The organism is Serinicoccus marinus DSM 15273, from assembly GCF_008386315.1.
Lineage (GTDB): Bacteria > Actinomycetota > Actinomycetes > Actinomycetales > Dermatophilaceae > Ornithinicoccus > Ornithinicoccus marinus.
This window is the reverse complement of record NZ_CP043808.1, coordinates 2,019,205-2,032,656: the sequence shown is the minus strand read 5'-3', so window position 1 is coordinate 2,032,656 and position 13,452 is coordinate 2,019,205. Positions and strand designations below refer to the sequence as shown.

The following is a 13,452-nucleotide window of genomic DNA, read 5'->3' as shown; positions in this document are numbered from 1 at the left end:
GAGTGCGCGAGCCGTCCTCGTCGGTGACACGGAAGACTTCCGTCGCGGCCGGCCGGTCGCGGCGACACAGCACCCGCGCCGCGCGGGCAGTGGGGCGGTCCGACCGGCCCCGAGGTGTGGACTGGCCACGCGCGGCCTGGAAGGACACGACGTGTCTGACGAGCGCACCACCGACACCCCCACCGACGAGCGACTGACGAGCGAGACCCCCGAGGCCGCCTCGACGGGCTCCAGCGACACGGCGCCAGCCGACCCGGGCGCCGCAGTCCAGGAGTCGGACGCCCCGGAGCAGAGCGACGAGGAGACTGTCGAGGAGCCTGACCGGACGTCCGAGACAGAGCCCGAGGACGCCCCCGCGGAGGCCGACGACGAGGCGTCCCCCGGGCCCGAGCCCGAGGCGTCGACCTCGGCGGTGCCGTCCTTCGGGCTGGTCTTCCAGGCCCCCGACCTGACCGACCTGCCCAAGCGCCGCTCGCGACGGGCGACCGCGGCCTCCGCCGCGCCGGCGCCGGCGGCCGAGGACCCGAGCGGGACCGGCGACGACGCTCCCTCCGGGGACGACGCCGTGTCGTCCGACGACGCGGACGGGGACGACGAGCAGGGTGGGCGTGGCCGCCGTCGTCGTCGGCGCGGGGGCAAGGGGCGCAAGGCGCGCTCCGATGAGCAGGGCGACGGAGCGGCCGCGGACGGTGCCGACGAGGGTGACGACGGGACGCCGGCGAAGGGGACGACCTCCGGCGGCGGCCGGCGTCGCGGTGGGGACGGCTCGCAGGGCGGTTCCGGCAAGGGGGCCCAGAAGGACACCGGCAAGGACGCGGCCGTCAAGAACGGCTCCGGCGAGGGGTCCGACGACCGTGCCACGGCCGACGACACCGCCTCCGAGGGGGACGGCGGTGGCACCAAGCGTCGCCGTCGCCGGTCCCGCAGCGGCAGCGAGCGTCCGGCCAAGGACGAGGTCGCCTCCGTCAAGGGCTCGACCCGGTTGGAGGCCAAGCGGCAGCGTCGGCGTGAGGGGCGCGAGGCGGGGCGGCGCCGGACCGTCATCACCGAAGCCGAGTTCCTGGCCCGGCGCGAGAGCGTGGAGCGGGTCATGGTCGTCCGGGGCCTGGAGGACCGCACCCAGATCGCGGTGCTCGAGGACGGGGTGCCGGTGGAGCACTACGTGTCCCGCTCGGCACAGTCCACGATGGTGGGCAACGTCTACCTGGGCCGGGTCCAGAACGTCCTGCCCAGCATGGAGGCCGCCTTCGTCGACATCGGCAAGGGCCGCAACGCGGTCCTCTACGCCGGTGAGGTCAACTGGGACGCCGCCGGGCTCGAGGGCAACCAGCCCAAGCGGATCGAGAACGCGCTGAGCTCGGGCGAGTCCGTCCTGGTGCAGGTCACCAAGGACCCGATCGGTCACAAGGGCGCCCGGCTGACCTCGCAGGTCTCCCTGCCCGGCCGCTACCTCGTCTACGTGCCCGGCAACTCCATGACCGGGATCTCGCGCAAGCTGCCCGACACCGAGCGCACACGACTCAAGAAGATCCTCAAGGAGGTCGTCCCCGACGACGCCGGCGTGATCGTCCGCACCGCGGCGGAGGGCGCTTCCGAGGCCGAGCTGCGGGCCGACGTCGAGCGGCTCACCGCGATGTGGGAGCGGATCGAGGCGAAGGCGAAGACCGCGAACGCCCCGGCGCTGCTCCACGGCGAGCCGGACATGACCGTCAGGGTCATCCGCGACGTCTTCAACGAGGACTTCGCCAAGCTCGTGGTCTCCGGCGACAAGGCCTGGACCGAGGTCAAGCGCTACATCGACGAGGTCGCCCCGGACCTCGCCGAGCGGGTGGAGAAGTACACCGGCACGACCGACGTCTTCGCCACGCACCGCGTGCACGAGGCGATCGCCAAGGCGATGGACCGCAAGGTCTGGCTGCCCTCGGGCGGGTCCCTGGTCATCGACCGCACCGAGGCGATGACCGTCGTCGACGTCAACACCGGCAAGTTCACCGGCTCCGGCGGCAACCTCGAGGAGACGGTCACCAAGAACAACATCGAGGCGGCGGAGGAGATCGTCCGCCAGCTGCGGCTGCGCGACATCGGCGGCATCATCGTCGTCGACTTCATCGACATGGTCCTCGAGAGCAACCGGGACCTCGTCGTCCGGCGGCTGCTGGAATGCCTCGGGCGAGACCGCACGAAGCACCAGGTGGCCGAGGTGACCTCGCTCGGCCTCGTGCAGATGACCCGCAAGCGGGTCGGCTCGGGCCTCATCGAGGTCTTCTCGGAGAGCTGCGCCCACTGCTCCGGGCGCGGGGTCGTCGTGCAGTCCGAGCCGGTGGTCCGCACCGGCAGCGACGAGGGCGGCAGCAACGGCGGCGGCAAGCGTCGTGGCAAGGGCCGGGGCAAGAGTGCCGGCCCGGCCGAGCCGAAGAACGTGCTGCCCACGCCCAACCCCAACGGTCCGACCCCGGCCCAGATCGCCGCGGCGGCGCACGCCGCTGCCCTCACCGCCGGCGCGAGCTCGGAGGCGGCGGACGCCGCTGCGCAGGCCGCGGCCGGCGAGGTGACCGAGGAGGCGCCCCGGCAGGCCGCCGCGGCCACGAACGATCCGGCACCGGCGCAGGGCGCCGACGCGGCTGCCGGGTCGGACGACCCGACGGCCGCCCCGACGGCACCGTCCTCCGACCAGACCACGGTCCCGGACGCCGCCGAGGAGGCGACGACGTCCGCTCCGGCTGCGGAGCAGGACGCCGCCGCGCCGCGCCCGAAGCGCCGTCGTCGGGGTCGGGTGGTCTCACCCGCCGGTCCGCCCACCGGGGAGGTCGGCACCGACCCGGCGCCGGGCTCCGCGGAGCCCTCCGAGGCCGCCCCGCAGGACGAGTCCTGAGTTTGGAGCGACGCCGGTCGGCACGGTAGCCTGGTGCGTCGGTTCGCCCTGGAGGGTCGGCCCGGTCTCGCAGACGACATCCCGTGTCGGCTCGACCGTGCCACAACCAGGTGCGCGTCCGAGCCCACCGCGACCAGAAGTCAGAAAGCGAGTTCAACGTGTACGCGATCGTCCGTGCTGGCGGCCGCCAGGAGAAGGTCTCCGTCGGCGACGTGCTGACCATCGACAAGGTCGGTGGTGACGCCACGGCCGGCGACACCGTCGAGCTCGCCCCCGTGCTGCTGGTCGACGGCCAGACCGTGACCACCGACGCCGACGCCCTCGGCAAGGCCACTGTCACCGCCGAGATCCTCGGCGCGGCCAAGGGCCCCAAGATCGTCATCCAGAAGTACAAGAACAAGACCGGTTACAAGAAGCGGCAGGGCCACCGCCAGCCGCTCACCCAGGTCAAGATCACCGCTATCGACGCCTGAGCGTCGTCACGAGCCACGAAGGAGTCAGCAGATGGCACACAAGAAGGGTGCGTCCTCGACCCGCAACGGTCGTGACTCGAACGCCCAGCGTCTCGGCGTGAAGCGCTTCGGCGGTCAGGTCGTCGGCGCCGGCGAGATCATCGTCCGGCAGCGCGGGACCCACTTCCACCCCGGTGAGGGCGTGGGGCGCGGCGGCGACGACACGCTGTTCGCGCTGGTCCCCGGTGTGGTCGAGTTCGGCGCCAAGCGGGGCCGCAAGACCGTCAACATCGTCGCGGGCGCGACGGAGACCGTCGACGCCTGAGGCGCGGCACGACAGACCGCAGCGACGCCGGCGGAGCCCGAGGCTCCGCCGGCGTCGCGCTGTCTGCACCACCCTGAGAGGATCACCCATGGCCAACTTCGTGGACCGTGTCGTGCTGCACCTGCGTGCCGGCAAGGGCGGGCACGGCGTCGCCTCCGTCCACCGCGAGAAGTTCAAGCCGCTCGGCGGTCCGGATGGTGGCAACGGGGGTCGGGGCGGGGACATCGTGCTTCGGGTGGACCCGCAGGTCACGACGCTGATCGACTACCACCACGGCCCGCACCGCACCGCCCCGAACGGCCGACCGGGGGAGGGGGACGAGCGCAACGGGGCCCAGGGGGAGGACCTCGTCCTGCCCGTCCCCTCCGGGACGGTGGTGACCACCCGTGGGGGCGAGGTCCTGGCCGACCTGGTCGGGGACGGCGCCGAGCTCGTCGCCGCCCGCGGCGGACGTGGCGGGCTGGGCAACAAGGCCCTGGCCTCGCCCCGCAGGAAGGCACCCGGCTTCGCCCTGCTCGGGGAGCCGGGCGAGGAGGCCGAGGTCGTCCTCGAGCTCAAGACGCTTGCCGACGTGGCGCTCGTCGGTTTCCCCTCGGCGGGGAAGTCGTCGCTGGTCAGCGTGCTGTCGGCGGCGCGCCCGAAGATCGCCGACTACCCCTTCACGACGCTCGTGCCCAACCTGGGGGTGGTCACCGCCGGCGGCGAGCGCTTCACCATCGCCGACGTGCCCGGGCTCATCCCCGGCGCCAGCGAGGGCAAGGGTCTGGGGCTGCAGTTCCTCCGGCACGTCGAGCGGTGCCACGTGCTCGCGCACGTCGTGGACTGCGCGACCCTCGAGCCCGGGCGCGACCCGCTCACCGACCTGGAGGTCATCGAGGAGGAGCTCGCCGCCTACGTGCCCCACGGCGAGCTGGGCGGCATACCCCTGGCCGAGCGGGTGCGCGTCGTCGTGCTCAACAAGGCCGACGTGCCCGAGGCGCGGGAGCTGGCGGAGATGGTGCGGCCGGACCTGGAGGAGCAGGGCTACGAGGTGCACGTCGTCTCGGCCGTCGCCCACCAAGGACTCAAGGAGCTGACCTTCGCGCTCGCGGGTCATGTGCGACGGGCCCGCGAGGAGCAGATCGAGGTCGAGCCGCAGCGGGTCGTCATCCGGCCCCGGGCCGTCGACGACCAGGGCTTCACGGTGCGTCGCGAGAACACCGCCGACGGCGAGGTCTTCCGGGTCGTGGGTGAGCGGCCGACGCGGTGGGTGCGGCAGACGGACTTCGCCAACGACGAGGCGGTCGGCTACCTCGCCGACCGGCTGGGGCGGCTGGGCGTGGAGGAGGAGTTGCTCAAGGCGGGCGCCGTCGCCGGGTCCACCGTGCTCATCGGACCGGAGCAGGACGCGGTCGTCTTCGACTGGGAGCCGACCATGGCCGGCGGCGCCGAGCTGCTCGGCAGCCGTGGCACGGATGCCCGGCTGGAGGACCGCTCCCGGCCCACCCGCGCCGAGCGGCGGGAAGCCTTCCACGACCGCAAGGACGCCCAGAGCGAGGCGCGCGAGGAGCTGGAGGCCGAGCGGCGCGCCGGTCACTGGACCGACGACACCTGAGCCAGGCTCCGGCCCCGGCCCCACCATCGAGCACCCCCGTCGCCCCCGGCCCGGAGCAATGGGGATCGTCCAGTGCGGCTGGAGCACCTTCGAGGACGAGTTCGTCGGTGTCTTCTGGTTCCTGTGGCGGGGCACCTCGATGGAGGGGTCCGAGCTGGCGGCGCGCGCACTGCGTGACCAGCTGGCGCAGCGGTTCGGCGAGCCGGCGCAGGAGCACGTGACTGAGCCGTGTGGAGCCCTCCACCTCGTGGATGCATGAGTATGCGTGACAGTGGAATAGTATTCGTCCCATGGGCTCGACCGTCGACCGCAGCGTCATCCGCGACGCGCACCGCATGGTGGTCAAGGTCGGCTCGTCCTCGTTGACCGGCCCGGAGGGCGGGCTGGACGGGTTCCGGCTGCAGGCGCTCGCGACCTCGTTGGCGAAGAAGGCGATGTCCGGCACCCAGGTGGTGCTCGTGTCCTCCGGCGCCATCGCCGCCGGGATGGTGCCGCTGGGCCTGGAGCGCCGCCCCAAGGACCTCGCGACCCAGCAGGCGGCGGCCAGCGCCGGGCAAGGGGCGCTGATGTCGGCCTACACCCGGGCCTTCACGATGCACGGGGTCCAGGTCGGCCAGGTCCTGCTCACCGCCGACGACATGCACAGGCGCAGCCACTACGTCAACGCCTCCCGCACCCTGGAGCGGCTCCTCGAGCTCGAGGTGGTCCCGATCATCAACGAGAACGACACCGTCGCGACCGACGAGATCCGCTTCGGCGACAACGACCGGCTGGCCGCCCTCGTCGCCCACCTCGTGGACGCCGACGCCCTGCTGCTGCTCTCCGACGTCGACGCGCTCTACACCGGGCACCCCGCCCGGGCCGGCTCCGAGCGCATCCCGCTCGTGGCGGGGGCCGAGGCGCTGGCCGAGGTCGACGTCTCGCGCGCCGGGTCGGCGGTCGGCACCGGCGGCATGCAGACCAAGGTGGGGGCCGCCCAGATGTCCGTCGCCGAGGGCATACCCGTGCTGCTGACGAATGCCGAGCAGGTGCACCAGGCCCTCCTCGGTGAGGACGTGGGCACCCTGTTCACCCCGGTCGGGACCAAGAGCCCCGCCCGCCGCCGCTGGCTGGCGCACGCCAGCAGCGCCACCGGTCGCGTCGTCCTGGATGACGGAGCGGTCGAGGCCGTCGTGCGCCGGCGCACCTCGCTGCTCCCGGTCGGCATCACCCGCGTCGAGGGACGCTTCAGCGCCGGGGACACCGTGGACCTGTGCGACCAGCACGGGAGCGTGGTGGCGCGGGGTCTCGTCGGCTACGGCGCCGAGGAGCTCGGGACGCTCGTCGGGCGTCGGCTGGTCCGCGACGCCGCCCCTGCGCTCCAGCACCCCTGCCCCCCGCCCGGTCGTCCGTCGCGACGACCTCGTCGTCCTCTGACCACCCAGCACGAGCCCCCACCCGCAGGAGCAGCACATGACCGTCACCATCGCCCCCGACGTCACCGAGCAGGTCGCCGCGGTCGCCCGCTCCGCGCGGGTCGCCGCACGCGAGCTGGCGCTGCTGACCCGGGCGGAGAAGGACACCGCCCTCCTGGCCCTGGCCGACGCGCTGGACGCGCGGGCGGCGCATGTCGTGCAGGCCAACAGCCAGGACCTGCGCAGCGGCCAGGAGAAGGGCCTGGCCGCCAACCTGCTCGACCGGCTGACCCTGGACGAGGAGCGGGTGCGCACGGTGGCCGATGCCCTGCGCCAGGTCGCCGGGCTGCCCGACCCCGTCGGTGAGGTGGTGCGTGGGTCGACCCTGGCGAACGGCCTCCAGATCCGCCAGGTCCGGGTGCCGATGGGCGTCGTCGGCATGATCTACGAGGCACGCCCCAACGTCACCGTCGACGCCGCGGGCCTCGGGCTCAAGAGCGGCAACGCGGTCATCCTGCGCGGCGGCTCGGCGGCCGGGTCCACCAACGCCGCCCTCGTCACGATCCTGCGCGACGCGCTCCGGGAGCGGGGCATCAGCCCGGACGCCGTCAACCTGCTGTCCGAGGGCGGCCACGACGCGGCGCGTGCGCTGATGACCGCCCGCGGCCTGGTCGACCTGGTGATCCCGCGCGGCGGCGCCAGCCTCATCCAGACGGTCGTCACCGAGTCCACAGTCCCGGTCATCGAGACCGGGGTGGGCAACTGCCACGTCTACGTCGACGCCAGCGCCGACACCGACATGGCCACGGCGATCGTCACCAACTCCAAGACGCACCGCACCTCGGTCTGCAACGCCGCGGAGTCGCTGCTCGTGCACCGGGACGCGGCGCAGCGGGTGCTGCCGCCGATCATGCGCGAGCTCGCCGCCGCCGGCGTCACCGTGCACGGCGACGTGGACGTGCGGGGGTATGCCGAGGCCGCCGGGGCGGCATACCAGCCGGTCACGGAGGAGGACGACGACACCGAGTTCCTCTCCCTGGACATCTCGGCACGGGTGGTGGACGACCTCGACGCGGCCCTGACCCACATCCAGGAGCACACGAGCGGCCACACCGAGGCGATCGTCACCGCCGACCGGGCAGCGGCACGACGCTTCACCACCGAGATCGACGCGGCAGCGGTCCTCGTCAACGCCTCGACCCGGTTCACCGACGGCGGCGAGTTCGGCTTCGGTGCCGAGTCGGGATCTCCACGCAGAAGCTGCACGCCCGCGGCCCGATGGCGCTGCCCGAGCTCACGACGACCAAGTGGGTCGTCGAGGGGGACGGGCAGGTGCGCTGACGCCGAGCCGTCCCGGTGCGGAGGTAGAGTGTCACCATGATGCCCGCGCAGTTCTTCGTCGCGGCCGCCGAGGAAGGCGGCCACCACATCGTCAACGAGCTCCCGTTCCCGCCGATCATGTTCGGCGTCTTCGCGATGCTCGCCTTCCTGCTGCTGCTGGGCTTCCTCTGGGCCTTCCGCAACACGCTGGCGCTCGACCCGCACGGTGTCGCGGACGGCAAGCACGACCCCGACATGGGTCGAACCCAGCACTGATGCGTCTGGGGGTGATGGGTGGGACCTTCGATCCCATCCACCACGGCCACCTGGTGGCCGCGAGCGAGGCGGCGCACCTGCTGGGCCTGGACGAGGTGGTCTTCGTGCCCACCGGCCAGCCCTACCGCAAGGACGCGAGCAAGGTCACCGACGCCGAGCACCGCTACCTCATGACCGTCATCGCGACCGCCTCCAACCCGTCCTTCACGGTCAGCCGGGTGGACGTCGACCGGGACGGTCCGACCTACACCCGCGACACGCTGCGCGACCTGCGGGCGGAGCGGCCGGACGACGAGCTGTTCTTCATCACCGGCGCGGACGCCCTGGCGCAGATCCTGTCGTGGAAGGGCGTGGACGAGCTGTGGGACCTCGCCCACTTCGTCGGGGTCACCCGCCCGGGCCACGTGCTCACCGACGCGGGGCTCCCCGAGGACAAGGTGACCCTGCTCGAGGTGCCCGCCATGGCGATCAGCTCCACCGGCTGCCGCGAGCGCACCGCGGAGGGCGACCCGGTCTGGTATCTCGTGCCGGACGGCGTCGTCCAGTACATCGGCAAGTACGACCTCTACCGGAAGGACCGTGAGTGAGGGCCACGCAGCGTGCGATCGAGCTCGCCCAGGCCGCCGCGGCCGCGGCGCAGGACAAGTTGGGGCAGGACGTCGTCGGTCTCGACGTCTCCGGCCAGCTCGCCCTGACCGACGTCTTCGTCATCGCCTCGGCGCCCAACGAGCGGCAGGTCGGTGCCATCGTCGACGCCGTCGAGGAGCGCCTGCTCCAACTGGGGGCCAAGCCGCTGCGCCGCGAGGGGCAGCACGAGGGCCGGTGGGTGCTGCTGGACTTCAGCGACATCGTCGTGCACGTCATGCACGCCGAGGACCGGGAGTTCTACGCCCTGGAGCGGCTTTGGAAGGACTGCCCGCCCGTGCTGCTCCCCGAGCCCGGCACCCCTGCCGGCGAGAGCTGAGGTATGCGGCGGGTCATCGTCTGGCGGCACGGCGAGACCGAGCACAACGCCGGCGGCATCTACCAGGGCCAGCTGGACACCGAGCTCTCCGTCCGCGGTCGCGAGCAGGCCCGGCGTGCGGCCGAGGTGCTCGCCGCGCGGGGGGCCGTGCGCCTGGTGACCTCCGACCTGACCCGGGCCGTCCAGACGGCGACCTGCCTGGCCGAGCGGACCGGGCTGCGGACCGAGCCGGACGCGCGGTTGCGGGAGATCCACGTCGGCCGGTGGCAGGGGTTGACCCACCAGGAGGTGCTCGCCCGCGACCCCGAAGCGCAGCAGGCGCTGGAGCGCGGCGAGGACGTCGTCCGGGGCCAGACGGGGGAGCGGGTGGCCGATGTCGCGGCCCGTGCCCGGGCGGCCTTCGAGGAGGTCGTCGCCGACCTGCCCGAGCACGGCCCCGCCGTGCTGGCCTCCCACGGTCTAGCGTCCCGCGCCCTCGTCTGCGCCGTCGTCGGCCTGGACTTCCAGCAGGCCTCGCAGGCCCTCGTCGGGTTGCGCAACTGCCACTGGGCCGAGCTCGTGGAGCATGCCACCGGATGGCGCCTCGAGGCCTGGAACGTGGGGGTCCCGGAGGCCCACGCGGTGCCGACGATCGCCCACCCCGTGCCCTGACCAGGGATTTGGCGATTGCCGAGGGCGCTGGGTAAAGTAGTCCAGTCCTCACGGGGCCACCCCGGGGCTGTGGCGCAGTTGGTAGCGCACCTCCATGGCATGGAGGGGGTCAGGGGTTCGAATCCCCTCAGCTCCACCGGACGAGCGGGCCGGACACCACCAGGTGTCCGGCCCGCACGCGTGAGAGGAGGGGGTCGGTGCCGCGGCACGAGGACGCCTTCCGGCTGCGGGACATCGCCCTGCCGGCCTTCGCCCCCGAGCATCGTCAACGCGGTCGGCCTGAGCGCCGTCACCCCGGTCCTGGCGCTGCACGCCCGCGACCTGGGGGCCAGCGTCGGGCAGGCCGCACTCGTCGTGGCGCTGCTCGGCCTCGGCAGCCTGCTCGGGTCGTTGCCCGCGGGGGCGCTGGTGGCCAGGCTCGGCGAGCGCCGCGCGCTCATCGTGGCCGGGCTGGTGGACGCGGCGGCGATGGTCGCCGCAGCCCTGGCACCCACGCTGACGGGGTTCGCGGTCGCGGTGGTCGTCACGGGGATGGCCTGGAGCGTCTTTCTGCTGGCCCGTCAGGGCTTCCTCATCGTCGTGGCGCCGGTCCACCTTCGCGCCCGGGCGATGTCCACGTTGGGCGGGAGCCACCGAATGGGGGGCTTCGTCGGGCCGGTGCTGGCCGGTGTGCTCATCGGCGCCACGGGCCAGGTGTCGTCGGTCTTCTGGCTCGGTGCGGCGATGGGGCTCATGGCCGCGCTCGTGGTGCGGGCCGCGCCCGACCTCACCGCTGGTCTCGAACGGACCCCCGGCACGCCGGCCCCGACCCGGGTGCTCTCCGTGATCTGGGAGCACCGGCGAACCCTCGCCTCGGTCGGCAGCGCGGTGGTCGTCATCTCCGGGGCCCGGACCCTTCGGATCACCCTGCTGCCCCTCTGGGCCGAGCAGATCGGCGTGTCCGCGGCCACGACCTCCCTCGTCTTCGGGCTGGCGGCCTTCTCGGAGATCCTGCTCTTCTACCCCGCCGGCTGGGTGATGGACCGCTACGGCAGGAGCGTCGTCGCGGTCACGGTGTGTGCTGCTCATCGGTGCCGGGGTGCTGCTCCTGCCGCTGAGCCAGGGCCTGATCGGCTTCACCCTCCTCGCTCTCCGGCCTGACCCTTCTCGCCCCGCTGGCGGTGGCCTGCGTCACGGCGGGCACGGTATGCCTGCTCGGCGCCGGGTGGGTGGCGCACCGCGTCGGTCGCATCGACCGTCGGCGACGGTCGGCCGACGGGTGACCGCAGCCCTCACAGGTCGGGGAGATGCCTGCGGACCTCGGCCAGGACCCGGTCGAAGACGTCCTCGTCCAGCTGCGCCCCGGTGCGTCGCACCGCGTCGCGTTCGAGCCGCAGCAGCCGGTCGACCCGCGCCTCGCTGGGCCGACGTCGGTGGTCCCAGTCGCCCGAGCCGATGTCGGTCCAGTACCGGCCCGCCGCAGCCTCCTGAGCGGCGTCCCGGTCGTGGTCCTGGCCGGTGAGCGGCAGCGCGAGCAGCCGCGGCCCCTCGCGCCCGATGACCAGCACCGGCCGGTCCTTGCCCTGGGAGGCGTCCTCCTCGTAGGGCACCCAGGCCCAGACCACCTCGCCTGGATCGGCCCGGTCGTCCGCCACCGGGGCATACCCGAGGCGTGGTCGGTCCTCCATGGTGTGGACCCTACCGGCGCATCCGGACGGCCTCGGGCCCGTCGCCAGCGCGACGGGTCGGTCATGGGCTACAGTGCGCCCAGGTGACGGCGCGCCGAGGAGGGGGCGTCGCCCTGCGAGGAGAGGTGTCGACGTGGACAACCTGGCTGTGCTGAGCCTGCTGGCGATCTCGCCGATCGTCGTCGTGGGGGTCCTCCTCGCCGGGTTTCGGTGGCCGGCGAAGCTGGCCATGCCGGTGGGGTATGCCGTGACCGTCGTCATCGCGCTCGTGGTCTGGCAGATGCGCCCCACCGCCGTCGTCGCGGCGACGCTCGAGGGCTTCATCATCGCGGTCACGCTGCTCTACATCGTCTTCGGCGCCCTGCTGCTCCTGGCGACCGTCATCGCCAGCGGGGCGATGGCCACCATCCGCTCCGGGTTCACCGCGATCTCCCCGGACCGCCGGGTGCAGGCCATCATCATCGGCTGGCTCTTCGGGTCCTTCCTCGAGGGCGCCTCGGGCTTCGGCACGCCCGCCGCGGTCGTCGCCCCGCTGCTCCTGGCGCTGGGCTTCCCCGCGATGGCGGCGGTCATGGTGGGTCTGATCATCCAGTCCACCCCCGTCTCCTTCGGGGCCGTCGGTACGCCGATCATCGTGGGGGTGGGCACCGGCCTGCAGGGCGGTGCCGGGGTGGAGCAGCGCGCCGGCGAGCTGGGTCTGGACTACGACGGGCTCATCGCCGAGATCGGCTTCCAGGTGGCGGCGATCCATGCGGTCGTCGGACTGCTCGTGCCGCTGCTCATCGCGGTCTTCCTCACCGGGTTCTTCGGCGAGCGACGCAGCTTCGCCGAGGGGCTGAAGGTGTGGCCCTTCGCCCTCTACGCCTCGGTCGCGATGACCGTGCCCTCGGTGCTCGTCGCCCGGTTCTTCGGCCCCGAGTTCCCCTCGCTCCTGGGCGGGCTGGCCGGGCTCGCGCTGGTGATGTTCACCTCCTCGCGCGGCTTCCTCATGCCCGACCGGGAGCACACCTTCGACTTCGGGCCGCGGTCCGGCTGGCAGGAGCGCTGGATGGGCACGTTGGACACCGACCATCTCGGTGACCTGGACACCCGTCGGATGGGCCTGGTGACGGCGTGGTTGCCCTACGTCCTCATCGCGTTGCTGCTGCTGGCGACGCGGCTGGTGGAGCCGCTCACCGCGGCGCTGCGCTCGGAGAACCCCGCGGTGACCCTCCCCTTCGAGGACCTGCTCGGCACCGGGATCTCGACGACCTGGCAGTGGCTCTACAGCCCGGGGACCGTCTTCATCCTGACCTGTCTGCTCACCTACGCCCTGCACCGCATGAGCGCCCGACAGATCAGGCAGACGTGGTCCGTCGCCGGTCGGCAGATTCTCGGCACCGGGGTCGCGCTGCTCTTCGCGGTGCCCCTCGTGCGGCTGCTCATCCGCTCCGGTCCCGAGTTCACCGAGTCCGGCCTGGCTTCCATGCCGGTCACCCTGGCCGAGGGCGCCGCGGCGGTGGCGGGCTCCAACTGGCCGCTCGTCGCGCCGTGGATCGGTGCGCTGGGCGCCTTCGTGGCCGGCTCCAACACGGTGAGCAACCTGACCTTCTCGCTGTTCCAGTTCGCGACCGGTGAGGAGATCGGGGTGGCGCCGGAGAGCGTGGTCGCCGCCCAGGCAATCGGTGGTGCCGGTGGAAACCCGGTGGCGATCCACAACATCGTCGCCGCCTCCGCGACGGTCGGGCTGCTGGGCCGCGAGGGCGACCTCATCCGCAAGACCGCCCTGGTCACGGCCTACTACTGCCTCGCCGGCGGCGCCCTCAGCTACCTGTGGATCTATGGCGTCGGGCTCAACCTCGGGCTGCTCCAGCTCGTGGCGCTGCTCGCCCTGCTCGTGGGGCTCGTCGTGTGGGCGCGCCGCCGCGACGCGCGCACCCCCGTGGGCGCGTGAGGCG

At 72.9% G+C, this 13,452-nt stretch carries 12 protein-coding genes, 1 tRNA gene and 2 pseudogenes; 14 read left to right on the top strand and 1 reads right to left on the bottom strand.

Annotated features, from left to right (window positions below; all coding sequences use genetic code 11):
• Window positions 1–151 precede the first annotated feature (151 nt).
• From FU792_RS09570 to FU792_RS09510, 13 genes and pseudogenes are all read left to right on the top strand, one after another.
• On the top strand, window positions 152–2,872 hold the full coding sequence (locus FU792_RS09570) for an Rne/Rng family ribonuclease (RefSeq protein ID WP_028131139.1): 2,721 nt from the start codon (window positions 152–154) through the stop codon (window positions 2,870–2,872).
• 158 nt (window positions 2,873–3,030) lie between these two features.
• A complete protein-coding gene (rplU, locus tag FU792_RS09565) occupies window positions 3,031–3,345 on the top strand; it encodes a 50S ribosomal protein L21 (protein ID WP_022925660.1) in 315 nt (104 codons plus the stop codon).
• A gap of 31 nt (window positions 3,346–3,376) precedes the next feature.
• Window positions 3,377–3,649, top strand: a complete 273-nt coding sequence (gene rpmA, locus FU792_RS09560; protein ID WP_022925659.1) for a 50S ribosomal protein L27 — start codon at window positions 3,377–3,379, stop codon at window positions 3,647–3,649.
• A gap of 88 nt (window positions 3,650–3,737) precedes the next feature.
• Window positions 3,738–5,243, top strand: a complete 1,506-nt coding sequence (obgE, locus tag FU792_RS09555; protein WP_022925658.1) for a GTPase ObgE — start codon at window positions 3,738–3,740, stop codon at window positions 5,241–5,243.
• Window positions 5,244–5,301: 58 nt separating this feature from the next.
• Window positions 5,302–5,502 (top strand): hypothetical protein, encoded by a 201-nt coding sequence (locus FU792_RS09550; protein WP_022925657.1) that lies wholly within the window; start codon window positions 5,302–5,304, stop codon window positions 5,500–5,502.
• A 31-nt stretch (window positions 5,503–5,533) separates the two neighbouring features.
• A pseudogene (proB, locus tag FU792_RS09545) lies at window positions 5,534–6,517 on the top strand (glutamate 5-kinase); the annotation flags it as partial.
• A gap of 178 nt (window positions 6,518–6,695) precedes the next feature.
• A pseudogene (locus tag FU792_RS09540) lies at window positions 6,696–7,978 on the top strand (glutamate-5-semialdehyde dehydrogenase).
• A 36-nt stretch (window positions 7,979–8,014) separates the two neighbouring features.
• Window positions 8,015–8,233: a hypothetical protein gene (locus FU792_RS09535; protein WP_022925654.1), complete on the top strand. Its 219-nt coding sequence runs from the start codon at window positions 8,015–8,017 to the stop codon at window positions 8,231–8,233.
• A 14-nt stretch (window positions 8,234–8,247) separates the two neighbouring features.
• The gene (gene nadD / locus FU792_RS09530) at window positions 8,248–8,820 is read left to right on the top strand and encodes a nicotinate-nucleotide adenylyltransferase (protein WP_028131138.1); all 573 of its coding nucleotides are present in this window, start codon (window positions 8,248–8,250) and stop codon (window positions 8,818–8,820) included.
• Complete coding sequence (gene rsfS / locus FU792_RS09525; RefSeq protein ID WP_022925652.1) at window positions 8,817–9,197, top strand: ribosome silencing factor; 381 nt, start codon at window positions 8,817–8,819, stop codon at window positions 9,195–9,197. Before nadD ends, rsfS begins: the two co-directional genes overlap by 4 nt.
• 3 nt (window positions 9,198–9,200) lie before the next feature.
• A complete protein-coding gene (locus tag FU792_RS09520) occupies window positions 9,201–9,848 on the top strand; it encodes a histidine phosphatase family protein (RefSeq protein WP_022925651.1) in 648 nt (215 codons plus the stop codon).
• Between the two features lie 63 nt (window positions 9,849–9,911).
• Window positions 9,912–9,984: transfer RNA gene (locus FU792_RS09515), tRNA-Ala, on the top strand.
• Between the two features lie 44 nt (window positions 9,985–10,028).
• Window positions 10,029–10,988, top strand: coding sequence for an MFS transporter (locus FU792_RS09510; protein WP_161600235.1), 960 nt, complete (start codon window positions 10,029–10,031; stop codon window positions 10,986–10,988).
• A gap of 131 nt (window positions 10,989–11,119) precedes the next feature.
• Here the strand turns inward: FU792_RS09510 and FU792_RS19220 are convergent, their stop codons facing one another.
• On the bottom strand, window positions 11,120–11,515 hold the full coding sequence (locus FU792_RS19220; protein WP_022925649.1) for a type II toxin-antitoxin system PemK/MazF family toxin: 396 nt from the start codon (window positions 11,513–11,515) through the stop codon (window positions 11,120–11,122).
• A gap of 133 nt (window positions 11,516–11,648) precedes the next feature.
• On the opposite strand from FU792_RS19220, the gene FU792_RS09500 reads away from it, so the two are divergent.
• On the top strand, window positions 11,649–13,448 hold the full coding sequence (locus FU792_RS09500) for an L-lactate permease (protein ID WP_022925648.1): 1,800 nt from the start codon (window positions 11,649–11,651) through the stop codon (window positions 13,446–13,448).
• The last annotated feature ends 4 nt before the right edge of the window (window positions 13,449–13,452 follow it).

Excerpts from the sequence above, each read along its gene's own strand:
- rpmA (WP_022925659.1), top strand. The coding sequence starts at position 3,377 with ATGGCACACAAGAAGGGTGCGTCCTCGACCCGCAACGGTCGTGACTCG.
- obgE (WP_022925658.1), top strand. The coding sequence starts at position 3,738 with ATGGCCAACTTCGTGGACCGTGTCGTGCTGCACCTGCGTGCCGGCAAG.
- FU792_RS09550 (WP_022925657.1), top strand. The coding sequence starts at position 5,302 with ATGGGGATCGTCCAGTGCGGCTGGAGCACCTTCGAGGACGAGTTCGTC.
- FU792_RS09535 (WP_022925654.1), top strand. The coding sequence starts at position 8,015 with ATGATGCCCGCGCAGTTCTTCGTCGCGGCCGCCGAGGAAGGCGGCCAC.
- nadD (WP_028131138.1), top strand. The coding sequence starts at position 8,248 with ATGGGTGGGACCTTCGATCCCATCCACCACGGCCACCTGGTGGCCGCG.
- FU792_RS09520 (WP_022925651.1), top strand. The coding sequence starts at position 9,201 with ATGCGGCGGGTCATCGTCTGGCGGCACGGCGAGACCGAGCACAACGCC.
- FU792_RS19220 (WP_022925649.1), bottom strand. The coding sequence starts at position 11,515 with ATGGAGGACCGACCACGCCTCGGGTATGCCCCGGTGGCGGACGACCGG.